The 26,730-nt window shown below is 44.5% G+C and carries 26 protein-coding genes; 22 read left to right on the top strand and 4 right to left on the bottom strand.

What is annotated here, in order from left to right; translation table 11 throughout:
• Window positions 1-37: 37 nt before the first annotated feature.
• Window positions 38-1,321, bottom strand: a complete 1,284-nt coding sequence (locus MH117_RS07780; protein WP_239328112.1) for a chitinase — start codon at window positions 1,319-1,321, stop codon at window positions 38-40.
• 180 nt (window positions 1,322-1,501) lie between these two features.
• Window positions 1,502-3,166: a helix-turn-helix domain-containing protein gene (locus tag MH117_RS07775; RefSeq protein WP_239328111.1), complete on the bottom strand. Its 1,665-nt coding sequence runs from the start codon at window positions 3,164-3,166 to the stop codon at window positions 1,502-1,504.
• A gap of 193 nt (window positions 3,167-3,359) precedes the next feature.
• On the opposite strand from MH117_RS07775, the gene MH117_RS07770 reads away from it, so the two are divergent.
• The 6 genes from MH117_RS07770 to MH117_RS07745 all read left to right on the top strand — a co-directional run bounded on the left by MH117_RS07770 (window position 3,360) and on the right by MH117_RS07745 (window position 8,708).
• Window positions 3,360-3,845: a DinB family protein gene (locus tag MH117_RS07770; protein WP_239328110.1), complete on the top strand. Its 486-nt coding sequence runs from the start codon at window positions 3,360-3,362 to the stop codon at window positions 3,843-3,845.
• A 19-nt stretch (window positions 3,846-3,864) separates the two neighbouring features.
• Window positions 3,865-4,281 carry an NUDIX hydrolase gene (locus MH117_RS07765; protein WP_239328109.1) on the top strand — a complete coding sequence of 139 codons (417 nt, stop codon included), beginning with the start codon at window positions 3,865-3,867 and terminating at the stop codon, window positions 4,279-4,281.
• A gap of 43 nt (window positions 4,282-4,324) precedes the next feature.
• On the top strand, window positions 4,325-4,819 hold the full coding sequence (locus MH117_RS07760) for a GyrI-like domain-containing protein (RefSeq protein WP_239328108.1): 495 nt from the start codon (window positions 4,325-4,327) through the stop codon (window positions 4,817-4,819).
• A 279-nt stretch (window positions 4,820-5,098) separates the two neighbouring features.
• Window positions 5,099-6,877: an ABC transporter ATP-binding protein gene (locus MH117_RS07755; protein WP_239328107.1), complete on the top strand. Its 1,779-nt coding sequence runs from the start codon at window positions 5,099-5,101 to the stop codon at window positions 6,875-6,877.
• Between the two features lie 32 nt (window positions 6,878-6,909).
• Window positions 6,910-7,584, top strand: coding sequence for a response regulator transcription factor (locus tag MH117_RS07750; protein ID WP_239328106.1), 675 nt, complete (start codon window positions 6,910-6,912; stop codon window positions 7,582-7,584).
• Entirely contained in the window at window positions 7,581-8,708 is a 1,128-nt protein-coding gene (locus tag MH117_RS07745) for a sensor histidine kinase (protein ID WP_239328105.1), read from the top strand. Before MH117_RS07750 ends, MH117_RS07745 begins: the two co-directional genes overlap by 4 nt.
• A 66-nt stretch (window positions 8,709-8,774) precedes the next feature.
• Here the strand turns inward: MH117_RS07745 and MH117_RS07740 are convergent, their stop codons facing one another.
• On the bottom strand, window positions 8,775-9,293 hold the full coding sequence (locus MH117_RS07740; protein WP_239328104.1) for a DUF1572 family protein: 519 nt from the start codon (window positions 9,291-9,293) through the stop codon (window positions 8,775-8,777).
• A gap of 382 nt (window positions 9,294-9,675) precedes the next feature.
• Between MH117_RS07740 and MH117_RS07735 the strand changes: the two genes are divergently transcribed.
• From MH117_RS07735 to MH117_RS07725, 3 genes are all read left to right on the top strand, one after another.
• On the top strand, window positions 9,676-10,134 hold the full coding sequence (locus MH117_RS07735; protein WP_239328681.1) for a DinB family protein: 459 nt from the start codon (window positions 9,676-9,678) through the stop codon (window positions 10,132-10,134).
• Between the two features lie 97 nt (window positions 10,135-10,231).
• Window positions 10,232-10,753: a GrpB family protein gene (locus tag MH117_RS07730; protein ID WP_239328103.1), complete on the top strand. Its 522-nt coding sequence runs from the start codon at window positions 10,232-10,234 to the stop codon at window positions 10,751-10,753.
• 170 nt (window positions 10,754-10,923) lie between these two features.
• Window positions 10,924-11,202, top strand: coding sequence for a hypothetical protein (locus MH117_RS07725; protein ID WP_239328102.1), 279 nt, complete (start codon window positions 10,924-10,926; stop codon window positions 11,200-11,202).
• Here the strand turns inward: MH117_RS07725 and MH117_RS07720 are convergent.
• Window positions 11,199-11,432 carry a DUF3951 domain-containing protein gene (locus tag MH117_RS07720; protein WP_239328101.1) on the bottom strand — a complete coding sequence of 78 codons (234 nt, stop codon included), beginning with the start codon at window positions 11,430-11,432 and terminating at the stop codon, window positions 11,199-11,201. The two genes, MH117_RS07725 and MH117_RS07720, sit on opposite strands and share 4 nt — an antisense overlap.
• Before the next feature lie 255 nt (window positions 11,433-11,687).
• On the opposite strand from MH117_RS07720, the gene MH117_RS07715 reads away from it, so the two are divergent.
• The 13 genes from MH117_RS07715 (at window position 11,688) to MH117_RS07655 (ending at window position 26,635) form a co-directional block, all read left to right on the top strand.
• On the top strand, window positions 11,688-13,139 hold the full coding sequence (locus tag MH117_RS07715) for an FAD-binding oxidoreductase (RefSeq protein WP_239328100.1): 1,452 nt from the start codon (window positions 11,688-11,690) through the stop codon (window positions 13,137-13,139).
• Window positions 13,140-13,733: an MFS transporter gene (locus tag MH117_RS07710; RefSeq protein ID WP_239328099.1), complete on the top strand. Its 594-nt coding sequence runs from the start codon at window positions 13,140-13,142 to the stop codon at window positions 13,731-13,733.
• A gap of 88 nt (window positions 13,734-13,821) precedes the next feature.
• Window positions 13,822-14,592: a class I SAM-dependent methyltransferase gene (locus tag MH117_RS07705; RefSeq protein ID WP_239328098.1), complete on the top strand. Its 771-nt coding sequence runs from the start codon at window positions 13,822-13,824 to the stop codon at window positions 14,590-14,592.
• A 205-nt stretch (window positions 14,593-14,797) separates the two neighbouring features.
• Complete coding sequence (locus MH117_RS07700; protein ID WP_239328097.1) at window positions 14,798-15,337, top strand: GNAT family N-acetyltransferase; 540 nt, start codon at window positions 14,798-14,800, stop codon at window positions 15,335-15,337.
• Between the two features lie 54 nt (window positions 15,338-15,391).
• Window positions 15,392-16,066 (top strand): ribose-5-phosphate isomerase RpiA, encoded by a 675-nt coding sequence (rpiA, locus tag MH117_RS07695; RefSeq protein WP_239328096.1) that lies wholly within the window; start codon window positions 15,392-15,394, stop codon window positions 16,064-16,066.
• Window positions 16,067-16,312: 246 nt separating this feature from the next.
• Window positions 16,313-17,821 carry a spore germination protein gene (locus MH117_RS07690; RefSeq protein WP_239328095.1) on the top strand — a complete coding sequence of 503 codons (1,509 nt, stop codon included), beginning with the start codon at window positions 16,313-16,315 and terminating at the stop codon, window positions 17,819-17,821.
• Between the two features lie 24 nt (window positions 17,822-17,845).
• Entirely contained in the window at window positions 17,846-18,967 is a 1,122-nt protein-coding gene (locus tag MH117_RS07685) for a GerAB/ArcD/ProY family transporter (RefSeq protein WP_239328094.1), read from the top strand.
• Window positions 18,964-20,097: a Ger(x)C family spore germination protein gene (locus tag MH117_RS07680; protein ID WP_239328093.1), complete on the top strand. Its 1,134-nt coding sequence runs from the start codon at window positions 18,964-18,966 to the stop codon at window positions 20,095-20,097. The genes MH117_RS07685 and MH117_RS07680 overlap by 4 nt, the downstream gene beginning before the upstream one ends.
• Window positions 20,098-20,355: 258 nt before the next feature.
• Window positions 20,356-22,797, top strand: a complete 2,442-nt coding sequence (gene nirB / locus MH117_RS07675; RefSeq protein WP_239328092.1) for a nitrite reductase large subunit NirB — start codon at window positions 20,356-20,358, stop codon at window positions 22,795-22,797.
• 23 nt (window positions 22,798-22,820) lie between these two features.
• Window positions 22,821-23,168, top strand: a complete 348-nt coding sequence (nirD, locus tag MH117_RS07670) for a nitrite reductase small subunit NirD (RefSeq protein ID WP_239328091.1) — start codon at window positions 22,821-22,823, stop codon at window positions 23,166-23,168.
• A gap of 36 nt (window positions 23,169-23,204) precedes the next feature.
• Window positions 23,205-23,987, top strand: coding sequence for a formate/nitrite transporter family protein (locus MH117_RS07665; RefSeq protein WP_239328090.1), 783 nt, complete (start codon window positions 23,205-23,207; stop codon window positions 23,985-23,987).
• A 327-nt stretch (window positions 23,988-24,314) separates the two neighbouring features.
• Entirely contained in the window at window positions 24,315-26,129 is a 1,815-nt protein-coding gene (gene pepF / locus MH117_RS07660; protein WP_239328089.1) for an oligoendopeptidase F, read from the top strand.
• 11 nt (window positions 26,130-26,140) lie between these two features.
• A complete protein-coding gene (locus MH117_RS07655; protein ID WP_239328088.1) occupies window positions 26,141-26,635 on the top strand; it encodes a DinB family protein in 495 nt (164 codons plus the stop codon).
• Window positions 26,636-26,730: the final 95 nt, after the last annotated feature.

Below are 26,730 nucleotides of genomic sequence, written 5' to 3'. Positions count from 1 at the left end.
TCAGGAGTTGTATCGCTTACATTTTTAGCTCGGAATCTCAAAAAGGTTTCATGCCCAATGTATCCAGCTTCTCATTGGAAATATTAATTCCCATCTTTCCAGTAATATCACGGTAATGTCCAGCACGACGCTTAACTGGGCTGCCATCTGTTTCGCCAAGATTGGCCTCGAGTCCATTCAGAACCATGATCGTAACACCAAATCCTGGCGAACTTAGTCCTTTCGCAGTCAGTTCCTTGGTTGGTTTCCACTTTCCGACCATAACGTCATGTGCGGATGGCTTTGGCGCTTGTGGAGTCATCCAGAACAGAATGGCTGTCATAAATCCGACCTTTCCATCTGCGGCAACAATTTCAGGATTTTTGAGCAGGATCTCTTTGTCTCCATAAATAACGGAGCTGAACAAGCCGTAGTTAAAGTTCCAACTCAACATGATCGGCCCCCGGCCATAGTATCTTTTGTCCTTGTAGCCAGGGTAGAGTTCGCTGCTATTCGGATCCACAAAATTTGATGTGTTTTTACCGGTTCTACCTGCAATATTTTCGTTCCAGAACAGTCCCCAACGCAGCGGACCGCCTGGAGCTGTGTCCCAGCCGCCGCCTGTCTCATGCGAGAGATTTGCGAGTAAAGCCGCAAGTTCCCGCTTACGGTCTTTCTTGGTACCTTCTTTCAAAAACGAGCCGTAATCGACAATCTGGACGACTAAATTGCGCTTGCGGTTGATATCAGAGTTAAAGTTTGCAGAACGAGATACTAGCGTTTCTGCTCTGGCATCTTTATCGAATCGGTATACTTCCTGTGCATTAAGGTCACCTTCTCGGCTAATGACCTTGTACTTAATGTTTGCAACTTCAGCTACGGCTTGAATCAAATTGTCGTAGGAGAAATAATCCGTCTGGTTGGCATTGTAATAATCTTTGCCTTTGGCTGCTTTGTGCCACTCGGTAGAACCTAACCGATAAGGAAATAATTGTTCATAATCTTGTTGTGGTAACGCTGCCTTGACCGCCTCTACCGCTTTATCCGGCACATAGTCAGGGTCAATACCGTCCCATTCTTTACGAATTTCCTTTCGAGTGAGAAGTCTGCTCTCGCCAACTTGCAGCGAACTTTCTTGATTATACCGATCGCCAGTGTGAGATTTGTGATGGGAACTACTGTTATGTACCTGCTCGGTAGAATAGGTTGAGATGTTTCTGCCTGCAGCAGAGAGGTCAGATGCAAAGGCTGTAAGCGGTGTCATAACAAGTGATGCGCCAACAGATAAAGAGACAGTCCGGTGCACCAGGCGGCGTGTTAAGCAATTTTTCCTTGCGGACATAATCATCCTCCTTTAATTAGGGAATGGTTCATACATATTCACCTACTCAACTAATCATGTACAATTTGACTGTTTGACATGTTCTTAACCAGAAACAGATAGTATGAGCAGCCTTATACGTGAGGAAGCCGTCGAGAATAATCGACGGCTTCGAAGGTATAGGAAGTCAATTATGAATTCTTAGGAGGTTTGGCTTAACAGTAAGGGAAGTGCCTGAAGGAGTCGCTCTCTTGTTAGAGCATCGCTGAGATTCCAGTGTAAGGCGTTTACTTGGTATACGTACCCAGCGCGAACGGCCGAAAGTTGTTGCCAGCTATCGCTGCACATAAGCCGTCTTGTTGCTTGCCTGGAGAGCTCATTGCCGTTGATCAGCATAAAGATACGGTCTCCAGCATAGTCGGCAACTTGTCCAGAATTAATCTCCATAAAGCCAGATCCAGAATCTAAAATATGTTGGATCTTGTCCACTGGTCTAAATCCAACAGGATGATATAGAGCAGATGACAGCCCTGTAGTGCCCATCACAAAGAGTCGATCACCGTGATCATAAATAAAGACAGAAGCTGTCTCACCGGGCTTGATATGGGCTCGTAGTTCACGCCACATGGCATTTTCTTTGGCCGTATAGGTGTCAAGCCATTGCTGGGCCTCACGCTGCTTGCCAAGAAGGCTGCCAAGTGTATGCAGGCGTTGATCCAATGGAGCAAAGGAATTAAACGTAACAGTTGGCGCAATCTGTGAAATGGAACGATACAAGCTTTCGTCTTCATTTGCCATGATAATTAAGTCAGGTTCCAGCATTCGAGAGGCGTGCGGATTGCAAGGATGACCAACATCCTCAATCCGATGCACATATTCCTCACAGATTGTACCTTGAATAAAATAGGAGGAGCCGCCAACAGCCTTTACACCTAACGCAACTAGATCACCATAAGTCTCACCATGATAAATAATACGCTGTGGTGTAACGGGTATGTCCACTTCATGACCGGTCCAATCTTTGACACGAACTTTGCCTTGCATCCGTCGTGCATATTGTTTAGGTGTAATGCCAGTAGTATGGCGAAAACGACGGTTAAAATAGTATTCGTCCGTAAAACCCACGCGCTCAGCAATCTCACGTAAAGGCTGATCTGAACAGCTTAACAGCTCTTTGGCACGGGTTATACGAAGTTCTGTCAAGTAGTCAAGCGGTCTTCTTCCCGTTAATTCTTGGAATATTGGCGTATAGCGCCATTGTGACACATTGGCAAGTTGAGCAAGCTGCTTGACGGTAATTGGATTCATGTAATTGTGCTGCATATATTGGATGGTGTTCTGCACCGATTGACTCGTTCCTTGAGAATGGTTTGAGCGAAGGTTGTGCTCCAGTATGAAGCCCATTAGCTGTACGAAACGAACTTGTTGTGTATACCAATCCATTTCCGTCTTGCCTGGCTTACCAGCGTATAATTCTTCAATCATTCTTAGCAGTCTTGACCAAGGATAAGTTGATATTTCAAAACGGCCTGGAAACAGCTGCTGTGAGTAACTTAAATGCTCACCATCTGAATGGGTCTGAATAATTGTAAATGCGATCCGGTAAACACAAATTTCACTACTACCGTCGCTATCTACACGAAGTGAAGTTCCTGGCGATACGAGGTAACTCTTTCCAGCCATATATTCAAAAGTCGTCTGATTGATATGGAGGCTGCCGCTGCCACGCTCAAATACGAGTAAAGTGTGCATCGTACAATCCGTTGAAGTAGAGTGCCAATCAGCCAACTGTTCGACTCGAGTAATATCGGACAATTGGAAGGACAAGGAACGTAATGGAGGAGTATGTATGCTAAGTTGTGTCAATGGGTGTAACTCCTCTCTTTGATGATAATCATTATCAATGATATCATTGTATTAAATATAGTAAAGCTTTTCAACGTAAAGAAAGATCCAGCCCATAAATAAATATGATGTTTCAACAGGAAAACGTGGTAAGTACATAGAATTATGAATATATGAGTTGATAATGATATATTGCAGATAAGGGGAAAACAACATGTACGACAAACAGCAGCTTATTACGCAATTTAAAATATGGATTCCATTTTTGCAGCAGCTTCTTGAAATAGAAGAAATATGGAGTCAGCCGATAGCGGAGAACAAGTGGACCGTCAAAGAAGTAGTCAGCCACATCATGTTATGGGATCAATTTTTTTATGAAGAGGCGATTCGAAAACTAGCAGACCATGCTCCTTTATCATTTCAGCACGTTGATTTTGATTCTTTTAACGAGCATGCCAAGCTGTATGGGCATTCCAATACGATCTCTCGCATCGTATCGGAATCAATTGTGTATCGAAGCGCTATTCTGGATTGCATCGAGTCGATGTCGCCACAACAGTGTGAGCAAGATTATCCGATGATAGATGGAAATCAATTTAATGTGTTACAATATTTACATGATTTTATTAGGCACGATCAACACCATATGAGTCAGATCGAGGCGTTAATGGCCAACACATTGGTACACGAGCAGGCGTAAAGGAGTCAAGTCAAGTTGAGTGATTTTGAACGCAGGAGAGCAGGCATGTGATGGTGTGCGGGAACAAGAAGGGGAACTTGGCATCCAAGTTGAGTGTGAACAATTAACGGCCTGTGGTACAGCAACTGAGGAACAACAGATAAGTGATTCAGTGATGGATAGGGAATCTTGCCACGTACATATATACTACTGTATACTTCCGTTGGAACAGTTCCGACGTCAGCTCGAAGAAGTGGCCGGGCTATATTTTATCAAGTTAACAGCCGTTATGGCTATGATCGAGGGAAATGCTGCTTCCGTGTGCGGCCTGGGAATAATCGTTGAGACAAACACCGATAGTACGACACCACATACAGCCATCTTCGATTCATCTCATTTCGTACCCCATTCGATCGTATACTACAAACGAATATGGAGTGCTATTATGCAAGACTAGCAGTATAATGAGTGGAGATGAACGGAATGGGGGGGCCACGTAGATGGAACCGATAATTGTGGAAAGACCTGAACTAAAGTTAATTGTGCTACATGCCGAACAGAACGGCGCTGATGTTAGAAGAGCGTGGTCTGAGATTCAGCACCAACTGGAGACACACGAGGTGAATTGGAATAATAGAAGTATAGGGTATGTGATCGTGCCGGAGTGGCAGTGGGCTAGTGGGGTGAAAGAACTGTGGGTTGGTGTGGAGACGCACAGCTTGGAACATATTCCTGAAAGGCTCGATACAAAGGTCATTCCAGCAGGGATGTATATGAAAGTGCGCTGCACTGGTGATCGCAATCATATGCTGTCGATCTATGCTTCAATCGATAGATGGATCAGTGAACACGAATACGGACGATTAAGCGGCCATGGAAGCTACAGCGTAGAGGCGAATCGCTTGCAACCGGTTAATCCCTTCCAGATACCAGCTGACGTAATTGAACAATTTGACTATGACATCTATGTTCCGGTCAAGTCACTGCATGATTGATTAGTCTATATATAAGGCAAGAAGGAGGGGATGGTACCCCTCCTTCTTCTTTGTATTTTATGAGGGATTAGAATGTAATTAATGAATTCATAAAGCTATGGTTTCTCCATTCCCAATATAGTGGACTCAATGGCCCCTTCTTTGTCTGCCATGACGAAGAAGGGGCTTTCGTGCGATGCATTGTTGGTTGATCCAGTTGCAGTTGTTTAAATTCCGTTTACATTCACGCATTATGATGTATCCCATAAGCAATGCTGTCAAGATGAGGGAGTGGAAGTTATGGAAGATAAGAGAGAATTAACAGCATCACAAAAAGGGTCTATCAGCAACTGGCGGCAATTCATGAACTTAATTAACGAGACGAAGCCTTCCAAATTAATGTTAATGGTCGCGCTGCTCATGAGTATCGGTTCGACTGCGGTGTCGCTGGTCATTCCGATGTTTACAAAGGGGATGGTAGACAATTTTTCCATGTCCAAGTTAGATGCAATGCAGATTGCTTTACTTGCGGGAGCCTTTATTGTACAGACGATTGCTGCAGGGCTGTCCATTTACTTGCTGAATTTGATCGGACAGAAAGCTGTTGCAGGCTTAAGAGATCGGTTGTGGAAAAAGATGCTCGTACTTCCGGTCTTGTACTACGATCAGAATAAAACAGGCGAAACGGTCAGTCGAATAACAAATGATACTGGTATCGTTAAGGCCTTTATAACCGAGCACCTTGCGAGCTTCTTTACGGGAATAGTATCCGTCGTCGGTTCGTTTATCGTGTTATTGTACCTTGACTGGCAGATGACGCTGATTATGCTCATTGTCATTCCGTTAGCGGCACTTATTTTAATTCCACTCGGCAAGCAAATGTTTAAAATCTCAAAAGGCCTTCAGGATGAGACGGCTTCGTTTACGGCTGTATTAAGTCAGGTGTTGTCGGAAATTAGGTTGGTAAAGGCTTCTAATGCGGAAGCTCGTGAGTACGAGAATGGCAGCAAAGGCATTAACAGCCTGCAGCGATTTGGGATTAAAGAAGGGGTTGTGCAGGCACTAATTTCACCGATTATGTCTTTTGTTCTTATGGTACTGCTTGTCGTTGTGATCGGATATGGCGGCATGAGGGTGTCATCTGGAGCGTTGTCAGCAGGTGAACTGGTTGCATTTATACTGTATTTAATTCAAATTGTGATGCCGATGAGTCAATTGTCGATGTTCTTTACCCAACTACAGAAGGCTATTGGCGCTACCGAGCATATGATCTCCATACTGGACACAAAAGAAGAGGATCATAGCGGTGGCGAAGAAGTCAAGCAGGCCAACCAGCCGATCACGGTTGAACAAGTTCACTTCTCTTATTCAGAAGCAGATCCTGTTCTGGAGAATATTAACTTTACGATCAAGCCAGGGAAAGTAACGGCCATTGTTGGACCGAGTGGTGGTGGCAAAACAACATTGTTCTCGTTGTTCGAGCGCTTCTACTTGCCAACTTCGGGTATAATCAAGTTAGGGCAGCAGGGAATTAATGAATTTTCATTGCAATCCTGGCGTTCACAGATCGGTTATGTATCTCAAGAAAGCCCTTTAATTGATGGGACAATTCGGGAAAATATATGTTATGGCATGAGTGAGGAAGTATCGCAGGAAGCATTGGAGCGGGCAGCTGAAATGGCTTATGCTGACGGATTTATCCGTGAGCTGACGGACGGATATGAGACAGAAGTTGGCGAACGCGGCATTAAGCTGTCAGGTGGCCAGCGGCAAAGGATCGCGATTGCGCGTGCTCTGCTTCGTAACCCTCAGATTCTGATGCTGGATGAAGCGACATCCAGTCTGGATAGCAGGTCCGAGATTGTGGTACAGAAAGCTCTAAACAACTTGATGAAAGGTCGGACCACGTTAGTGATAGCCCATCGACTGTCAACCGTGGTGGATGCAGATCAGATCTTGTTTATAGAGAAAGGGAAACTGACAGGCAGCGGCAACCATAATAAATTGCTGGAAAGCCATGCGATGTATCGAGAATTTGCGACGCAGCAATTGCGCATTCAAGAGCAGCACAGTTCATAAAAGTAATTACCCGTGAAAGGCGGAGTGTCAGTATGAACACGATCTTAATCGTTGATGATGATCCACATATTCGTGAATTAGTGACCGTGTTTCTTCAGAAGGAGGGCTTCCGGACAACGGAAGCCTCGGACGGAGTCGAGGCCATGCAGCTGATGGAGATCGATCGAGCGGATCTCGTCATACTCGATATTATGATGCCTAATATGGATGGATGGGAATTATGCCGCGAGTTGAAATCTTTATATGAGATTCCGCTGCTCATGCTGACCGCCAAAGGGGAAACCTCGCAAAAGGTAAAGGGATTTAATTTGGGAACGGACGATTATTTAGTTAAGCCGTTTGATCCTATGGAGTTGGTTGTGCGAGTGAAGGCGCTTCTGAAACGCTATCAGATCGCGTTATCGCAGACGGTTCAGTTCGGGCAAATGACGATGAACCGTCAGACGTTTGAAGTAACCTTGTCCAATCAAAAGATTCCGCTGCCCATGAAAGAGTTTGAACTGCTCTTTAAGCTGGGGGGATACCCTGGGAAGACCTTTTCTAGAGAACAGTTGATCGAAGACATCTGGGGATATGACTTTGAGGGGAACGAAAGAACACTTGATGTACACATCAATCGTTTGCGTGAACGATTCCCAGAGCATGACCATACGTTTAAAATCAAAACGATAAGAGGTTTAGGCTACCGATTAGAGGTGCTTGAATGAGTCTAAGACAACGTCTTAGAAAACTAAAGACGAACAAGATGTGGCGAGTTTGCAAACTGGTATTTGGCATCGTCGTCATTTTGTTGTTTATGCTTGCATGCTGGTCTATTTCCTATTTCATTACACCGTATTTGATGACCTGGGCAGGTTGGAGTCTTACAGACTACTGGGCATTTGTCATGGTTTGTATCGTGGCCTTACTCCTATTAAGCGCAGTTATAGGCATATTCCTTCCATTAGCACGCAATAAACACTTGGTGTTCTACCTATCTATCGTTGATGCCGTCAAACAAATATCCCGTGGTGATTTTGATGTTAAGATTACGCCGGAGGAAGACTTTGAGGAGGAATTTGGCGCATTGGTGGAAAGTATTAACCACATGGCAGGAGAACTAGGACAAATGGAGAAAATGCGCCAAGAGTTTATCTCCAATGTTTCTCATGAGATTCAGTCTCCTTTAACGTCCATTCGTGGGTTTGCTCGTGTGTTACAGAATAGGGAGTTAAGTGAGGACGAGCGGCACCACTATTTACAAATCATTGAGATGGAAACGATGCGCTTATCCAAATTGAGTGATAACTTACTGAAATTAACATCATTAGAATCGGATCATCATCTGATTGAACCGGTATTGTTTCGACTGGACAGCCAAATTCGCAAACTGATCCTTGTTAGTGAGCCACAATGGTCGACAAAAGAACTGGAAATCGACCTGAACTTGGCGAAGGTAGATATTGTCGCGGATGAAGATATGTTTAGTCAGGTGTGGGTGAATCTGATTCATAATGCGATCAAGTTTACACCGGATAAGGGGCTAATTCGCATCAATATGAAGGCATCCGATCATGAGGTGGAAGTGGTTGTGCAGGATAGCGGTATCGGAATTGAGGCGGATTATGTGCCACACGTGTTCGAACGTTTTTTTAAGGCGGACTCATCACGTAATCGTGCGCAAGGCGGCAATGGATTAGGGTTGTCGATTGTGCAAAAGATCGTGCAGCTTCATCAAGGAACAATTGATGTGGAAAGCACAAGAGGAGTAGGTACAACCTTTACGCTGAAGCTGCCGCTGCGGACCACTAATGTTGGGGAATTGGTTGTTCGTAACCCGACAACGAAATAAGCGCCTTTCTCATGAACGAGGGAAGGGCGCTTTTTAGCATTTGTTTATCCAAAATTACGGTACCGTTTATTTCCTGCGAGGTATCGTTAAAGAGGACCACTCATCGGCTCGAAGCAGCTTGGCAATGTATATGATCTGTCCGACATGATAGGCATAATGGGACAGTTGACGTTCTATGGCCTGCAAGACGGTATGTGGCTGTTGACGAATAAATACCGTGTGCTGCAGGTGTTCAGGTCTTAATTCTCCCAGCGCTTCGAGAAATACGTCCCATCCTTGATCCCAGACGTTTAACAGCCTGTTCCTTGTTAGGGTATTATCCTCATCTTCAAACTCACAATCCCGATTGCGATTCGGTTTCTCGCCGTCCGATGTCAGGAAGTCGGTCCAGCGTGAGATCATATTGCCGCTCATATGCTTGACGATTGTTGCAATACTATTCGAGTCTGCATTCATGCTCCAGTTCCACTCGTCCTCGCGTAGTTGGTCAAATGTACGTTCTGTCACCGATTTTAATCCCAGAAACTTCTCTACCACGACTTGTAAATAATGTTCTCCTAATGAAACTGACTGATCTGCTGTCATTGGACATAACCTCCATCAAGTGGATTATGATGCCGACACTATTGTGATGAATCATATCCATAACATATCATTTCGTGGAAATGATGACTAAATCGTATAATTTCTTAGGTCTATTAATACAATTAATCACATCATAAGAAAATAAAACTGAGAGAGACGTACAGCGTGGAATATATGAACAAATTGTGAAATGTGAATAATATTCTACAAACAACTGATTATATGGAATATTTTTCCTTATAATTGATTTTAGAACATGTCATATTTTAGTTGTTCTACCTGCCATACATGATGAAACGGGGGATAATGAGTGAGCAAATCGCAATTGTATCTGATTACGACTTTGGAAGGCCTAACACCTCAGATCGGCAGATTAGTGTCCATGATGAATTATGTACGGCACACGACGTTAGAGAGTGTTCAGGGATGTACCGTTGATGAACTGGATTATCGTATGGATGAAACTTCAAATTCAATTGGCTCTTTATTGCTTCACGCCGCAGCGGTTGAATATGCGTATCAACGAGAAACATTTGATAACAGGGAGTTGACAGAGGAAGAGCTGGAGCTGTGGGGGGCTGCTCTAGATCTGGGTGAACGTGGTCGTCATATACATGGCAATCCATTAACTTACTACTTGGAAGCAATGCAAGAGGTAAGGGAGAATACGATACGTCAACTGCAATTGCGGGAGGATGAATGGTTGGAACAAACGACTTCATTCTGGTATAATCAACCAGCTAACCATTATTTTAAATGGTTCCATGTGTTCGAGGATGAAATTAACCATCGGGGTCAGATCAGATGGATTCGTAAGCGCATACCTATTAGCCAGACATAGTAAGGTATAAGATGAAGGCCGACTTCTGCTTGCCAGAGGCTCGGCCTGTTTGATTTCGTAATCTGAATTTTTAGCGATCATAAACGGAGGTCACTGAATGGAAGAAGTCATTGTGGTAGAATACTCGACTAATTGGGTGCATGAGTATGAGATAGAGCGTATTAAAATTGAGGAGGCGCTACTAGATCTGTCCATCCAGATAGAGCATATAGGCAGCACTGCAATAAAGGGTCTAGGTGCGAAACCTGTTATAGATATTATGGTGGGTATAGCTGAATTGTCAGTTGTAAAGGAGCACCATATGGATCGCCTGCTGCAATTCGGCTATGAATATGTGCCTAAGCCTGAATTTCCAGATCGATTATTTTTTCGCCGTGGTAAGTGGAGGGCAGGAACTCATCATCTTCATATGTATGCTTTGGGAAGTGAATGTTGGTCGAATCAATTGTTGTTCCGAAATTACTTGCGTGATCATCCTCTAGAAGCGGAGCAATATTATAAATTAAAAAAACAGCTTGAGCAGTGCCATAAGTATGACCGAGTTGCTTACACGAGTGGCAAGGATAGTTATATTAAGCATATCCTTCTTAAAGCCGCGACAGCAAAAACAACCTTATAGACGTTATGGAGCAGGAATGGATGTATTTTCAAGCTGAATACCTTTAATTAGAATTGAATACTCATACAAACGTGATAGTATATGTTATTAATCAGCATAGCCAATAGTAGATTCAGGAGGGGTTCATATTATCACTCGCTGTACTCGATTACCCCGCTGTACATAAACGAATGGATGAGTCTTGGGCTGACGCTTATATTCATGAGTATTTAATTCCATTTGCACGAACATCTCACATCAGATCTGAGGCGGTTTACCGAATACAACAGGAATCGGTGGAGGTGGAACTGCAAGTACCTTCTCAAATCCGGTTGCTCGTAATGCGGGGCACATTAGCTGGATCACTCGTTCAGGATGCTGACCTTGATCATTATTTGACCAGCCATCCTGACGCTGAAATCGTTCATTTTGCTCATTCCGGCCATGATGTTGAACGTACAGAGCCTTAGATACGCGGATATAAAGTGTTCTTGTCCTTATCATCGCCTTCGTCGTCCTCTTCTTCTTTCTCCTGCTTTTCCTCGTGGAATTCAACGGATGATTGACCTGTAATGTAGTCAAATGGCGTATAGTCATTGCTTGGGAGAGCTCGCCCCCGAATAATCTTTAGTGAAATAATAACAAGAATAGCAATGATGGGGACAATTAAGGATAATATCATAAATGGTACGATATCCAAGCTAATCATGCCTCCTATGCTTTGGTTTAGAAGCTATTACGATTCAGATGGTGGGTGGTTGCAACTTAAAGTTATTCAATCCAGCAGAAAAATGGTTCTTAATATATTTAAAAATGTGTCAATTGAGCAGGTAGGACGAGGGTCAACCTAGCCCTGTAAGTAGAAATACCTAAAATCACCTAGTATAATATAAGAAGAATATAGTAAATAAACATATTATTTACTATATATTTACGAGGTGGTGAGTTCCTTCACATGATTCGTGGTTTAAGATACGCGTCAAAATGGAAGATTTCAGCTGTCGTTATCTTGTACTTAATACTGTTTGCAGTGTCGGCTTGGTACCGATTTAATGAACGAGAGCAGTTAGAGATGACGGATGTGGGACGAGTCATGTCTGCTCGAATCTTTGAGAAGATCAACGTGTCGACTGACGCTGACATCCAACAAGCGCTATCCAAGGCGCGGCGTCTGCATAAGAAAATATCCGTCTCAGGTGCGAAGCATAGCCAGGGAGGCCATACCTTTTACGAAGATGCAATAGTTCTTGATATGCGCTCTTACAATAAGATGCTAGGGCTGGACAAGTCGCATAAGGTGCTGCGTGTTCAGAGTGGGGCGACTTGGGAGCAGATACAGGATTATATTAATCCTCACGGTTTAGCTATTCGTATTATGCAGTCTCCTAATATTTTTACAGTCGGAGGTTCGATGAGCACCAATGTGCATGGTCGTGATCCGAATGAAGGCCCGCTGATTGAGAGTATCCAGTCCTTTAGGCTTATGACAATGGATGGACGAATCATTCAAGCAAGCCGCACAGAGAACAAGGAACTTTTCCGAGCTGTAAATGGCGGATTTGGCTTAATGGGAGTTATTTTGGACGTAGACTTGCAATTGACAGATGATGAGTTATACGTTGAGCATATGGTGCCTATGACTTACAAACAGTTTCCGAAATACTTTGACAATAATATAATGTCCAACCCTATGGTAGCATTGACAGTCGCAAGATTATCGACTGCACCTCATTCTTTCTTGACCCAAATGTACACGATTAATTATGAGCGTACTGATCAGCCATTAACGCCCGAATACAGTGAACTGCAGGACCAACGCGGTATAGGCACGGCAAAATTTATATTCGGGTTGGCACGCAAATGGGATTGGGGTAAAAATACAAGCTGGAAGCTGCAAAAACGTCTTTTCGCTCATGACGAAGGTAAGTTGATATCCCGCAACAATGCTATGCGACCGGACATTACATTCACCGAATATCGAGATGTGCAGAAGACGGATGTGCTGCAAGAATACTTCGTTCCTGTACAACAATTTGTACCATTTGTAGATGGATTAAGACGTATCTTAAAGGATGAGAACCTAAATGTTGTTAACATTACTGTGCGGTACGTACCTAGGTCGAGCACAGCACTGCTCTCGTACGCCAGACAGGACAGCTTTGGTATCGTATTGTTAATCAACCATAAAAAAAGCGCTGCGGACATGCTGCATCTGCAAACAGCTACGCAACGTCTTGTGGAACTGTCACTGCAATTCAAAGGGAGCTACTATTTAACGTATTTACCTTTTGCAACTAAAGAGCAGTTCAGACGGGCCTATCCACAGGCGGAACTGTTTTTCCGCATAAAGCGGATTTGGGATCCGGAAGAGCTATTTATGAACGAATTTTATGCGAGGTACAATTAAATGAAGTCTATTGTTCAAGCACGAACGGCTGCCACTTCTAGGTTAAGATGGCTGATGCTCTCCCAAAGCATGATGACTTTTGGGGCGGGTATCGTATTTCCGTTTTATATCATATTTGTAAAAGAGATCGGTGGAGACTTTACTGAGTTTGGCTTAGCCTATGGATTGTTTACACTATGTGCAGCCCTGCTTAGTATATGGTTTGGCAAGTCCTCTGACCGTTACGGCAAAGTACGTTACTTGGTCCTAAGTGCGTGGGGAACATCGGTGTTATTTTTGATATTTCCTTTAGTAACGGATATTGTGCAGATTTATGTGCTTCAAGTCGTAATGGGAATTTTCGGCGCCATGCAGCGTACTTGTGAACGGGCGTTGTTAGCTGATATGACAGATAGCGGGCGAAGCGGGGAACAGATCGGAAGATATCAGGCAAGTGTATCCTTATGCGCGGGACTGGCGGTGATTGCTGGGGGATTCCTGATCGATTTATTTACGCTAGACCTCATGTTTTATTTTGGCTCTATATTGTCGTTTGTTAGTGGAATCTTGGTGCTGCGAGTCAAAGAGCAGCGCGCTGAGGTCGATCATACATAGGCTCTTATGAATGGAGTCAGGTACCTGCTTTTATGCTTTTAACGATAACGAGTATCAAGTCAGAATCATTATAGAGAGGATGTTGAAAATGTCTACACTTCAAGCACGACCGTTTTCCTATTATGTATCAGATGCTCAGCAGAGCTTTACAGGCTGGGACTTTTCTTATCTGGCAGCTACAGGTCGGATGTGTGAAAGTCCGCTTCCCTGGAACTTGTATACGATGATCGAGCCTATTATACGAGATGCAGAAAGCATGCTTGACATGGGTACAGGGGGTGGTGAATTCTTAAGTCGACTGGCGCCATTGCCAGCTAATACATATGCCACCGAGGGATACATGCCTAACGTACTCATCGCTGCAGAAAGATTGAAGCCTTGGGACGTCAAAGTGATTGCATATGAAGATGAGCAACAATTGCCGCTGCCTTCTGCTCACTTTGATCTGATTATGAATCGGCATGAATCATTTGCACCGCAAGAAGTGTATCGGATGCTGAAACCGAATGCCTTGTTTATAACGCAGCAGTGCGGCGGGCACAATGATATTGAGTTTAATCATATGTTGGGTGTTTCAGACCCTGAATACGTGCATTGGAACATGGAGAGTGCTGCTGAAGGATTAAGGGCTACGGGTTTGGAAATAATAGCGCAGCAGGAATATAAGGGGATCACTCGATTTTTTGATGTAGGTGCCATTATATATTATTTGAACATTATCGAGTGGCAAGTGGAGGATTTTAGTGTGGAACGTTATGAACAGCAGTTACGAAATATACATGATCGAATTGTGACGGAAGGTTATGTGGACGTGACATGTCACAGATTTCTGCTTGCTGCTCGCAAAAAGGAATCGTAACTTAAGCCGTCATAGTGGTATAATGATTTTTATGATGATATGGAGCGCTTGGGTGAAGACATCAAGAAACACAGACTTGGTGTCTTTTGTTGCTTATTGAAGAATGACTGGGCGGTCGGTGAAGCAAAAACGAGTCGAATAAATAATAGAGATCCACAAAAAAAGGTGAAGCAGGGGATAAATCAAGTAGAGATGAGGTGGCTGCATGAGACTTATTATTCAAGCGTTACATTCGGAGAAGGTATTGGAAGAGTGGCAGGAAGCCTTTACGGTTCATGGTGTACAACGACCAGAAGGTTATTTCGAACGCTGTTATCATGAATGTAATCAAGGTGACCGCGTTAGTCTGCTGGCTTACGTTGATGACAAACTGGCGGGATGCATTCACTTAAAGTTGATATCGGATTATGCTTACTTCGCACTGCATGATGTCCCTGAGATTAATGATTTGTTTGTATTTCCCATATATCGACGCTTAGGAGTTGCCACACGTTTGATAAGCGAACTTGAGTTGGAAGCGGTGAATCGTGGCAAAAACTATGTTGGGATTGGCGTAGGCTTATATCCTGATTACGGACCTGCCCAGAGATGTTATGCACGTCTCGGATACGTGCCAGATGGCAAAGGCATTCAGTATAACAATCAGACGGTAACACCTGGCGCAACGGTATGTGTAGATGATGATCTGCTCATCTACTTGGCGAAGCCGCTCGCAGAGCATCAGGGTCATGTTCCTTTTGATTAATGGGGGAGCGGATATGCAGGCAGGTAAGTGTGTGAAACGAAAGGAGTCAAACACGTGAATAGCAAGAAGATTGCAGCTGAACGTGCGGTAGCCTCTGTTGCAGACGGAATGATTGTCGGTTTGGGAACAGGCTCTACTGCTTATTGGGCAATTGAGGCAATAGGTAGAAGAGTGCAAGCAGGTCTGCGCATTCAAGCAGTTGCCACCTCGCGCGCCTCTGAAGAGCAAGCGAGTGGACTTGGCATCCCTCTGCTTCCGTGGTCTTCCATCGATCGGATTGATCTTACGATCGATGGCGCGGATGAGGTGGATGGTGATTTGCAGCTGGTCAAAGGCGGTGGGGGCGCACTGCTTCGTGAGAAAATTGTTGCATTCGCAAGCGAGCGGCTGATCATTATTGTGGACGACACAAAAGTGGTGACACAACTTGGTCAGTTTCCGCTTCCGGTAGAAGTAGTGCCCTTTGCTTGGGAAATGACCAATCGACATATTCAAGCATTAGGCTGTCGCTCATCCCTGCGAATGCGAGATAATTCCGTATATGTTAGCGATAACGGAAATTATATTCTAGATTGTCAGTTCGAATGGATTCAGCATGCTGCTGAACTGCATAAGCAGCTTAATTTGATTCCAGGTGTTGTTGAAAATGGACTTTTCATCAGCCTGGCTTCCACTCTCATCATTGGATATGAAGATGGCCATTGTGAGGTCAGACAGGCCAGCAATTAACTTTATTAGACTAGACTACACATAGTGTAGTTCTGGTCTTTTTTTATGCCTTTACAACATCCTACGCCGTGTATTAGAGGCACCACACTTATCTTCTGCTTTACGAGCATGAACATCTCTTTACTTGAACATGTGCATGATATGCAGTAAAGAAGGGAACAATTCGGATACATTGTTAGCAGACTAGCTTATATAGAGCAAAGACATATTGTCATGGAATGCGACAGGTGAAAGGAGATCCGGAAATTGTCAACATTCAGTTATCAAATCTTTGATAAATTAAGAAAGCTGCTAAATAACAGCTCTGATTTGGTCGTAAAGAGTGTGGGCAATGATATGGCAGTTGCGTATATGTCGTGCGTGGTACAATGCAGCGAACTGAACACACACATCCTGTCTGTGCTGATGAACCAGGATCACCGACTTACATTGGAGCAGGTACTAACGGTAATTCCGATAGGCAGGAGCGAAATCCTACCTGACATAGATGACACGGCAGCTATTATGCTGCTGCAAGGCCGAGTATTAATCGCCGTGAGCGGACAGCAGGGTTGTGTGATGATTAATGCAGCAGACATCCCAACCCGCCAGCCATCCAACGCGGAAAATGAAACGTTAATGTTTGGGACGATGCAGGCCTTTATTGAATCGCTCGACAGAAACGTTGCGCTGATGCGTGCTTTTATTACGGACCCGGCTCTCTGCAATGAACAGTACGCAGTGGGCGAACGGACACGAACACAAGCTTGCTTACTTTATTTGGACGATGTGGCGGATCATCAATATGTAGACTTGGTGCGAACGCGGATTATAAACATGAAAAGCGATGGTGTCATTGGAAGCGCACAGTTTCTACAGTTAATTCAAGACAGCGGCTACTATTTATTTCCGATGCTTAGTTTGACGGAAAGGCCAGATCGAGCAGCACAAGCCTTGCTGGAGGGAAAAATTGTTGTCATTGTGGAAGGTAATTCGCAAGTGATCATTGGTCCCAATTCGTTTGTTGATTTCTTCGTGTCTACCGAGGATCGTTTCTCTTCATGGGGCTTAGGGACTTTTTATCGTATGATTCGTCTTATCGGTTTGTTTATGTCGGTATTTCTAACCCCTGGGTATGTGGCGGCGTTAACTTTCCACTATGAAATCATCCCAACAACTTTGCTGGCACCTCTAATTATATCCCGCTCTTTGGTTCCGTTTCCACCACTAATTGAAACGTTAGTTTTGGAGCTGACGATGGAATTGCTGCGGGAAGCAGGGGCGAGGCTGCCAACGAAGGTTGGTCAGACGATGGGCATCGTAGGCGGTATTGTTATTGGACAGGCTGCTGTACAGGCTGGCTTTACAAGTAATATTCTTATCATGCTTGTGGCTTTGGCCGCACTAGGGTCGTACACGACACCAAACTATATGATGAGCGGAGCGATCAGATTTGTCAGATTTCCGATCATCGTATTCGCTGGCTTGTGGGGAGTAATAGGTATCGTTTTTATGACTGCGCTCATTATCATTCATTTGTTGAAAATGACCAGTCTCGGCAGGCCTTACATGTACCCGATTTTCCCATTTCGTGTCAAGGAAATTTGGAGAGACATGCTGGTGACTCACGATTCCCATTTTCTACATAAGTCAGGCTTTACCCAAAATGAGCATACGCATGATGAGCATGCCCATGATGAGCAAGAGCAGGGTAAGGAGCACAGCAACCAACACAACAACCAACACCAACAGGCCAAGACAGGCGTTAAGGAATAAAATGGAGATAGATGAGGTAACCAGATGGACATCACGATTCGGCCCAAGCCCCATTATATGTTTCAAGCTTATATGCTTATCTTTATGGTGCTCAATAGTCAGATAGGCGTAGGTATTTTTGGTTTTCAGCGATATATATACAGGGAGTCGGGACATGATGCATGGGTGTCTGTACTCGTAGCCGCGCTGTTTTGCCATGGCTCCGCCTGGCTGATCGTATCCGTATTAAGACGTTACGAATCTACAGACTTGTACGGAATTCACCGGGATGTTTTTGGAAAATGGATTGGTGGTTTTCTCAGCGTCTTGCTTATGATTCACTTTAGCTCTATCACAATCACGATCATACGTACTTATATTGAGGCGGTTCAATCCTGGATCTTCCCTAGTTTCCCGACTTGGCTAATGGTGTTGATGATGCTGAGTCTGGCATTGTACGGTGGGGCAGGTGGTATTCGTGTGATCGTGGGCATGAGCCTGATCAGCTTTGTCATTATATTCTTGATTGCAAGCCTGTACTATTATCCTTTAAGATACGCGCAGTGGACACGACTGTTACCGTTTCTGGAAGCAAGTCCATCCCAGATATTAGCTGGTGCAAAGCATATGGGTTTTACAATGACGGGCTTCGAGGTCATTTATTTTCTATATCCCTTTGTTCGCGACAAGCCAAAAACAATGAGAAATATACAAATTAGTATTGCCATTTCAAGTGTGCTGCTTATTTTGGTAATGGTCATATCCATTGTCTATTTTAGTGAAAACCAGCTGTTAAAAGGAACGTGGAGTTCGATCAACATGCAGAAAATCGTAAAGTATCCGTTCATCGAGAGGTTGGAGTTTGTTACGCTTGCTTTGTGGATGATTACTTTAATTCCGACCATCATGCTGATCACGTGGATTACGTCCAATGGATTAAACCGATTATTTGGTTTTCGCCAATATCGCATGAGGTATGTCATCTCAGGATTTATCTTTATTTGTTCGATTTTATTTGTCAACCGCGGACAGATCGACAAGTTAAATGACTACATAAGTGAATCTGCTGTGATTTTCAGCTTTGCATACCCCCTTTTTATTTATGTTGCCATTCTCATTAAGTCGAGTCTGGACAAGAATCGTGCCAGCAGCAAGGAGGAAGTATGAACAGAACTTTTAAGCGTGCTGCGCTTCTGGTTTGTTCTTTGTTCTTGACGACAGGCTGCGTCCGTACATCGGTGCTAGAGCGGTTATCTTTAGGTGTAGCCGTTGGGTACGACCGTTTGCCGGATAATAAGATGTCTGTCACAACGGTTACACTGGCGTCTGTGCCAGAGGCAAAGGAGAAACGCCAAGTCGTGTCAGTTGAAGCTTTGACAAGCAAAGGTGCAAGAATGGCCATGAATCAGCAGATGGCCCGCCTGCTCGTGAGCGGCCAGATCCGAGTTATTTTATATAATGATAAATTAGCAAAAGAAGGCGTCATTGATATTGCGGATACGTTAAGTCGCGATCCTTCCTATGGAGATATGATCTATCTTGTCGTCAGTGACATGTCGACACGTGAACTATTAAGCTTTGATTATGCTGAATATCCGAATATAGGGCTGTACTTGTATGGAATGATTGATCAGAATGTACGGAATGAATGGGTCCCTTCCTGTACCGTTCATGAATTTCGTAGAGATTATTACAGTATTGGCAAGCAGCCGGTACTGCCGATAGTTGCTCGTCAAAACGGCAAAATTCTCATTAAGTCCCTTGCTTTGTTCAGAGGTGGCAAGATGGTCGGTGAGGCAACAAGAGAGCAAGGGTCCTATTTAAAGCTGCTGTTGAGGGAGAGGCAGCCGAGTCAATTTGAAGTTGTTATGCCAATGGACGGAATGCGCAAGTTTATCAAAAAAGGGGAGACGGTACACAACAAAGTAAATGCAGTGATTTCAAACTTAAGCAGCTCATCTTCGCTTAAGCTTGTATCATCCTCTCCACTAACATTTAAGGTACGAATAAAGATGAAGGCCGAGTTGCAAGAAATCTCTGAAAATTATGATTTCACAGATAAAGAGGCAATTGGAAATCTACAAGCAGAGCTCAGTAAAAATATGAGCGCGAAACTGATGGAAGCCTTGAATCATTTTCAAAAGCTAGATGCGGATGTTGTAGGGTTTGGGGAGGTGTATCGAAGTTCAATCCGAAACTCCAAACTAAATCCAGAAGTCTGGCAAAAATTATTTACAAATGCTCGCTTTGATGCTCAAGTGGAGGTTAACCTCATTAGAACCGGGACGATTGAGTAACTTTTGTGCACTGAATCGACATAATTGGTGTGAGTGTAATCACTAATTTATTGTGCCGTCTATTTTAATGTAAAGATAAAGAGTGAACTGTAATGCACATGATGAGGAAAGTCAGGCAACAGTTCACTTTTTTTACTTAACTATGTGAAAATAATAACATTATTATTTCTAGCCATTGATGAATATGACAACTGAAGTGCAAGAGTAGATGAGGCGTTTCCATGACTGACTGCAATTGGAAATGAGGAGGAAACAACGATGACAGAGAAACAGAAATTGGTCGTAATCGGCAATGGAATGGCAGGTATGAATGCAATTGAGCAATTGTTAAAGCTTACTGATCGGTATGAGATTATCGTAATTGGTGCAGAACCACACCCGAACTATAACCGCATTATGCTGTCTTATGTGTTGGAAGGAAGCAAGTCAATTGATGATATTATCATAAATAATCGGGAATGGTATGCGTCAGCTGGCATTCAGTTAATCACTGGCTGCAAGGCAGTACGACTGGATACAACACTTCAACAAGTAATCATGGAAGATGGATCGGCAACCGCGTATGATCGTGTGTTGATCGCAACGGGCTCGAATCCGTTTATCCTGCCTGTACCCGGATCGACTTTGGAAGGTGTCATTGGATTCCGTTCGATAGAAGATTGTGATTCGATGATGGAAGCTGCTAAACAATATAAGAAAGCAGCGGTGATAGGTGGTGGACTGCTTGGTCTTGAGGCAGCCAAGGGGCTTGTCCAATTGGGCATGGACGTTACAGTAGTACACTTGCCGGATTACTTGATGGAGCGGCAGCTGGATGTACCATCGGCCAAGATGCTGCAGCAGGAGTTAGAACGGCAAGGCCTAAAGTTTGCCCTTGGCAAACAGACGACAGCCTTAACGGGGAGCACCCGAGTGACGGGGCTAACCTTTGCTGACGGCACATCACTCGAAGCTGATTTGGTCGTCATGTCTGTTGGGATTCGGCCTAACATTGACATCGCGATGGGGAGTGACATTCAGGTAAACCGTGGAATTGTGGTAGATGATTATATGCAGACTTCGGTGCCGGGCGTATATGCAGTAGGCGAGTGTACCGAACATCGCGGAATCTGCTATGGACTGGTAGCGCCTTTATTTGAGCAGGGAGCTGTGCTGGCGAAGACACTTGCGGGTGTTGAAACAGCACCTTATGAGGGATCCATTGTATCTACAAAGCTAAAAGTATCCGGCGTGGACGTGTTTTCTACAGGAACATTCTTAGAAGAACCTCATCATGACATTATTAGACTTCATGACGGGTGGAATCGAACATACAAGAAAATTGTATTGCATGATCGTGTCGTTGTAGGGGCTGTTCTGTTCGGCAACATCGATGATTCGTCAAGACTTGAGCGTCTGGTCAAAAAGGGCGAGCAGATGACGGAGGAATTGTATCAGGAGTTAACAGGTTCGGGAGGCTGCTGCGGAGGCAAAGCCAAGTCCAATATGGTCGCTGAACTGGTCGATGATGATATCGTGTGCGGCTGTAACGGTGTGACCAAAAAGATGATCGTGGATGCGATTCAGATCGATGGCTTAACTACATTGGATGCTGTGAAAATGAAAACAGGTGCTTCCCGTTCCTGCGGCGGCTGTAAGCCTATGGTGGAGCAGCTCTTGCAGCATGTGTTGGGCGAAAGCTTCCAATCAACACAAACCAAGCAAGGTATTTGTGGATGTACCTCGATGTCTAGAGACGAGATTGTAACGGCGATAAAGGAACAAAATCTGCATACCATTGCGGAGGTGACACAAGCGCTGGCATGGAGTCAATCCGAGGGCTGCTCGAAGTGCAGACCGGCTTTAAATTATTACTTGGGAATGCTGTGGCCGGAAACCTATGAGGATGAGCGGGCTTCGAGATTTGTAAACGAACGGATGAATGCGAATATTCAGAAAGACGGTACGTATACGGTAGTTCCACGTATGTACGGTGGGATGACAACACCAGAGGATCTGAAGAAAATCGCGGACGTTTCGATTAAATATAAAGCGTCACTCGTGAAAATGACGGGTGGACAGCGAATTGGCATCATTGGGATTCAAAAAGAAGACCTTCCAAAAGTGTGGGAAGAGCTGGAGATGCCTTCTGGCTACGCTTATGCCAAGGCTCTTCGTACAGTTAAGACCTGTGTAGGCTCTACTTATTGTCGCTTTGGCACACAAGACTCGCTTGGGATCGGAGATTTGATAGAACGGAAGTTTGAACGGGTTGATATGCCTGCTAAGTTCAAATTTGCTGTGAATGGATGTCCACGAAATTGCGCAGAATCGTGCACAAAAGATATTGGCATCGTTGGTAATGACGGTGGCTGGGAGATTTATGTTGGCGGTAATGGCGGGATTAAAGCAAGGCTCGCTGATTTATTGTGCAAGGTAAAGACAGATGATGAACTGATGGAAATGATATCTGCAACAATGCAGTATTACCGGGAAACCGCCAATTATTTGGAACGGACGTCAGAATGGATTGAACGGATTGGACTAGAGCAAGTTCAAAATATGATCGTGCATGATGCAGAACAACGGAAGCAACTAACTGCTAGAATGGAAATTGCACTTAGCAAGCTCGAAGATCCGTGGAAGAAAATGGTGGGGGATCAAAAACTGCGAAATGCATTGTTCGAAAAAGTTATCGTCACTGAAAAAGTTGCACATTAAACGAAAGAAAGAGGTGTTAGCTTATGTCTCAAGCTGTAGCTGAAAGAAAGGTATGCATCGGCAAGCAGGATGATTTCTTGGAGCGGGTAGGGCGGGCCGTTGAGGTTGAAGGAGAAGTAATAGCGGTGTTTAGAACGTCTGAGCAAATGTATGCACTGCTCGATCGCAGTCCCCATCCGAAGGGCGGCCCGTTAAATGAAGGCATCGTCTCGGGATGCTACGTGTACGATCCATTGTACGATTGGAAGATAGATATGCGAGATGGCAAGGTGCAAGAACCTGATACCGGCCAAGTCCAGACGTTTCCACTTGTTGTTGAAGGCGAGCATGTGTATCTCTTACTAGCAGGGGATCAGTTGATCAGTAAGTAAGTAAGTAGATGGTAGATCGTGAAATGAGGGAGAGAGATGTATCAGGCTACGATCGAGCAGATTAATGAGGCGGTAGAAGTTAAGAAGTCGTTAATGAAATCAAGCTTTATGCGTTATGTAGTCGCCACTTTGCTTGCTGGTGCTTACGTCGGATTTGGAATTATGCTGATCTTTACAGTAGGTGGCCCGTTTAAAGCTGAGGGAGCGGCAGCTACTCCAGTGGTGATGGGGATGTCATTTGGTATCGCACTCACGCTTGTCATTTTCGCTGGATCTGAGTTGTTTACGGGAAATAACATGTTGTTTACTGTAAGCAGCTTATCCAAACGGACACCGTGGTCGCTTACTTTTACGAACTGGATTGTTGTTTTCTTCGGTAATTTGCTTGGCGCTGTCTTGTTCAGCTTGCTAGTATACGGTTCTGGCATATTCGGCAAGATCGCTCCAGACCATTTGTTGTTTTTGGCTACTGCGAATAAGATGAGTATGCCTATATCTGAATTGTTTTTCCGAGGCATCCTATGTAATTGGCTCGTTTGTCTGGCAATCTGGACCTCGATGCGTGCTAAAGAGGATACGGCCAAATTAATTTTGATCTGGTGGATGCTTTATGCCTTCATCGCGTCTGGATATGAGCACAGTGTTGCCAATATGTCCTTAATGACGGTTGCTCTAATATTACCCCAACATCCAGAGACAATTACATTAGGTGGTTGGCTGCACAATATGATTCCCGTAACATTGGGAAATGTAATCGGTGGTGCAGTCTTTGTAGCGATGGCTTATTGGTACACAAGTTCAGCAAAAACATCTAAATAAGCGAACCAAGCTAATTACGAACCGTGTTTCACTTACATCTCAGGCAGAGAAAATGACAATAAATCAGTTGAACTGAACCTTAGCACCCCTGCTCTTGGTCGAGATAGCGGGTGCGGGTTCTTTTTGTGTTTTCTGCCTTGGGTCAATTGATTTGCTTTCACGCAGGAGAGTGTCTTGTCTAGAAAAAAACAGGAAAACAAATAGAACCCTATTACAAATAACGCAATTGTGCGGAAATGCTTTTTACGAAACTACCGTAATATGTGGTATTATTTCTTCACAGCGATGATAACGCAATCCATTTTAAACCAGAGAGGAAGATCCAATATGCAGAAAAGACTGACTCGGGTTGACGTGCCCTTGGAAGCAACATGGAGACTGGAAGATTTATTTGCAACATCTGCATTATGGCTTCAGGAAGCAGATCAGCTCTTAAATGATTTGCGTACTGTCACACAATATGCAGGTAGATTGGGAGAAAGCGCTAATACGCTGCTTGCATGTCTGGAGTCGCTAGAGGATGTGCAGGCCCGCATCTCGAGATTTGCTTCATACGCACATCTACATACCTCAGGAGACAATACCAATCCGGATAATCAAGCACGTTCAGCGCGATCCGGTGACATCGTGTCCAAAGCTTCAGCAGCACTATCTTTTGTGTCGTCAGAAATATTGTCTCTTCCAGAAGGGGCATTGGAACAGTACTATAAAGATCAGCCGAAGTTGGAGTTGTACCGTCGTTACTTGAGCCGCTTAATGGCCGTTCAGCCTCATCAATTAAGTGCGGAGACAGAAGCTGTGCTTGCTTCTCTAGGTGAAGTATGGGGGGCACCGTATCGCATTTATCTGCGCAGTAAATTGTCGGATATGTCTTTTGAGTCTGTACAGGACAGTGAAGGAGAGACATGGCCTGTATCCTTTGCATTATATGAGAATAAATATATTCAATCGCCTGACACGGCGCTGAGAAGAGCATCTTATGATTCCTTTACGAAGACGCTGGCTGCTTATCAGAATACATTTGCCGAGACATATGCAACAGAAGTGAAGAAGCAAGTGGTCATGTCGGGATTGCGGAAGTACGATTCAGTAACCGATATGCTGCTGCAGCCGCAGGAAGTATCGCAAGAGTTGTATCATAATATTTTGGATACCATTCAAGAGGAACTGGCTCCGCATATGAGACGTTTCGCCAGTCTGAAGCAGCGCGTGCTTGGGCTGGACAAGATGCTGTACAGCGATCTTAAAGCCCCGCTCGATCCTGATTATAATCCGGAAACAACTTATGCGGACGCATGTCGTCTCATTCAGGATGCTCTTCAAATTATGGGGCCTGAATACAGTGCTATTGTAGAGGAGGCTTTTTCCGATCGCTGGGTAGATTATGCGGACAATGTCGGTAAGTCTACAGGGGCGTTCTGTTCAACAGCATACGGTAGCCATTCCTACATACTAATCTCATGGGCAGACAATATGCGCGGTGCATTTACATTAGCGCATGAAGTCGGGCATGCTGGTCACTTTACGCTCACAGGGCGTCACCAAAGCTATATTAACGCGCGACCTTCCATGTATTTTATTGAAGCGCCGTCTACGATGAATGAGCTGCTGCTTGCACAACACATTATGAAGCAGTCTGATGATAAACGAATGCGTAGATGGGTCATTGAACAGCTTTTGAACACGTATTATCATAACTATGTCACCCACTTGTTAGAGGGGGAGATGCAGCGTAAGGTTTATGCAGCAGCCACGGCAGGCGAGGCATTAAATGCAACAAGATTAAATGAATTAAAGTTGAGCGCACTGTCTACCTTCTGGGGTGACACCGTTGAGCTTGACGAGGGCGCGGGTCTAACCTGGATGCGCCAGCCTCATTATTATATGTCGTTGTATCCATATACGTATGCAGCCGGACTGACGGCTTCAACAGCGGCAGCCCAGCTTATTCAAGAAGAAGGCCAACCAGCTGTTGATCGCTGGCTGCAAGCATTACGGGCAGGCGGAACATTAAGCCCTCTTGAATTAATGAAGCTTGCTGGCGTCGATATGTCCACCAAGCAGCCGATTCAGGCAGCTGTTCGTTATGTTGGTGAATTGATTACAGAGCTAGAGCAATTATTCGATGATATAGACGGATAGAAGGTGTGGCTATGTCAGAGGGAATGAAGCTTGTATTAGAGGATCAATTTGCTGCTTGTTACAACGATAAAAGCTGGTTCCCAACTCTGCAGGAAGCCTTGGAAGGTTTGGATGCACAGCAAGCAGGTCATGTTGGAAGTGAAGGTCTGAACTCGATCTGGCAGCTGACCAGCCATCTGTTGTATTGGAATCGTGTGTACTTGGAACGCTTCAAGCAGAAGGCAATTACAGATAGCGGTCATCGCAACGAAGAAACGTTTCATCTTCCTCAGTTGACAGAAGAGGCGTGGCAAACGACGGTGGTGGATCTGTTTCAAGTGATGCAGGCTTGGAGAGACGTGCTGGCTGCTGGGCAGGAGCAGGATCTTCTCGATCAGATCTCACACAAGGGGTATGATGTCGCGTGGTGGCAATTCATCTCAAATGTGAGCATTCATAACGCGTATCATATTGGCCAAATCATTGTACTTCGCAAATTATATGGGAATTGGACGAATAAGTATTAGCGATAAGCGTCCCTGCTGCACAATGTTGTTGATGTGCAGCAGGGACGCTTTTTATGGAGGGACCTATGTTGTTTACCCATTGACTGTCGCAGCTA

Origin of the sequence: Paenibacillus sp. ACRRX, from assembly GCF_022346885.1 — a bacterium.
Lineage (GTDB): Bacteria > Bacillota > Bacilli > Paenibacillales > Paenibacillaceae > Paenibacillus_B.
The sequence above is the reverse complement of the archived record's forward strand: the minus strand, read 5'-3'. Positions and strand labels throughout refer to the sequence as shown.

Bases quoted from the DNA above. Each gene is read 5' to 3' on its own strand.
- MH117_RS07780 (WP_239328112.1), bottom strand. From the start codon at position 1,321: ATGTCCGCAAGGAAAAATTGCTTAACACGCCGCCTGGTGCACCGGACT.
- MH117_RS07770 (WP_239328110.1), top strand. From the start codon at position 3,360: ATGTACGACAAACAGCAGCTTATTACGCAATTTAAAATATGGATTCCA.
- MH117_RS07760 (WP_239328108.1), top strand. From the start codon at position 4,325: ATGGAACCGATAATTGTGGAAAGACCTGAACTAAAGTTAATTGTGCTA.
- MH117_RS07755 (WP_239328107.1), top strand. From the start codon at position 5,099: ATGGAAGATAAGAGAGAATTAACAGCATCACAAAAAGGGTCTATCAGC.
- MH117_RS07750 (WP_239328106.1), top strand. From the start codon at position 6,910: ATGAACACGATCTTAATCGTTGATGATGATCCACATATTCGTGAATTA.
- MH117_RS07745 (WP_239328105.1), top strand. From the start codon at position 7,581: ATGAGTCTAAGACAACGTCTTAGAAAACTAAAGACGAACAAGATGTGG.
- MH117_RS07740 (WP_239328104.1), bottom strand. From the start codon at position 9,293: ATGACAGCAGATCAGTCAGTTTCATTAGGAGAACATTATTTACAAGTC.
- MH117_RS07735 (WP_239328681.1), top strand. From the start codon at position 9,676: ATGATGAATTATGTACGGCACACGACGTTAGAGAGTGTTCAGGGATGT.
- MH117_RS07730 (WP_239328103.1), top strand. From the start codon at position 10,232: ATGGAAGAAGTCATTGTGGTAGAATACTCGACTAATTGGGTGCATGAG.
- MH117_RS07725 (WP_239328102.1), top strand. From the start codon at position 10,924: ATGGATGAGTCTTGGGCTGACGCTTATATTCATGAGTATTTAATTCCA.
- MH117_RS07715 (WP_239328100.1), top strand. From the start codon at position 11,688: ATGATTCGTGGTTTAAGATACGCGTCAAAATGGAAGATTTCAGCTGTC.
- MH117_RS07710 (WP_239328099.1), top strand. From the start codon at position 13,140: ATGAAGTCTATTGTTCAAGCACGAACGGCTGCCACTTCTAGGTTAAGA.
- MH117_RS07705 (WP_239328098.1), top strand. From the start codon at position 13,822: ATGTCTACACTTCAAGCACGACCGTTTTCCTATTATGTATCAGATGCT.
- MH117_RS07700 (WP_239328097.1), top strand. From the start codon at position 14,798: ATGAGACTTATTATTCAAGCGTTACATTCGGAGAAGGTATTGGAAGAG.
- MH117_RS07685 (WP_239328094.1), top strand. From the start codon at position 17,846: ATGGACATCACGATTCGGCCCAAGCCCCATTATATGTTTCAAGCTTAT.
- MH117_RS07680 (WP_239328093.1), top strand. From the start codon at position 18,964: ATGAACAGAACTTTTAAGCGTGCTGCGCTTCTGGTTTGTTCTTTGTTC.
- nirB (WP_239328092.1), top strand. From the start codon at position 20,356: ATGACAGAGAAACAGAAATTGGTCGTAATCGGCAATGGAATGGCAGGT.
- nirD (WP_239328091.1), top strand. From the start codon at position 22,821: ATGTCTCAAGCTGTAGCTGAAAGAAAGGTATGCATCGGCAAGCAGGAT.
- MH117_RS07665 (WP_239328090.1), top strand. From the start codon at position 23,205: ATGTATCAGGCTACGATCGAGCAGATTAATGAGGCGGTAGAAGTTAAG.
- pepF (WP_239328089.1), top strand. From the start codon at position 24,315: ATGCAGAAAAGACTGACTCGGGTTGACGTGCCCTTGGAAGCAACATGG.
- MH117_RS07655 (WP_239328088.1), top strand. From the start codon at position 26,141: ATGTCAGAGGGAATGAAGCTTGTATTAGAGGATCAATTTGCTGCTTGT.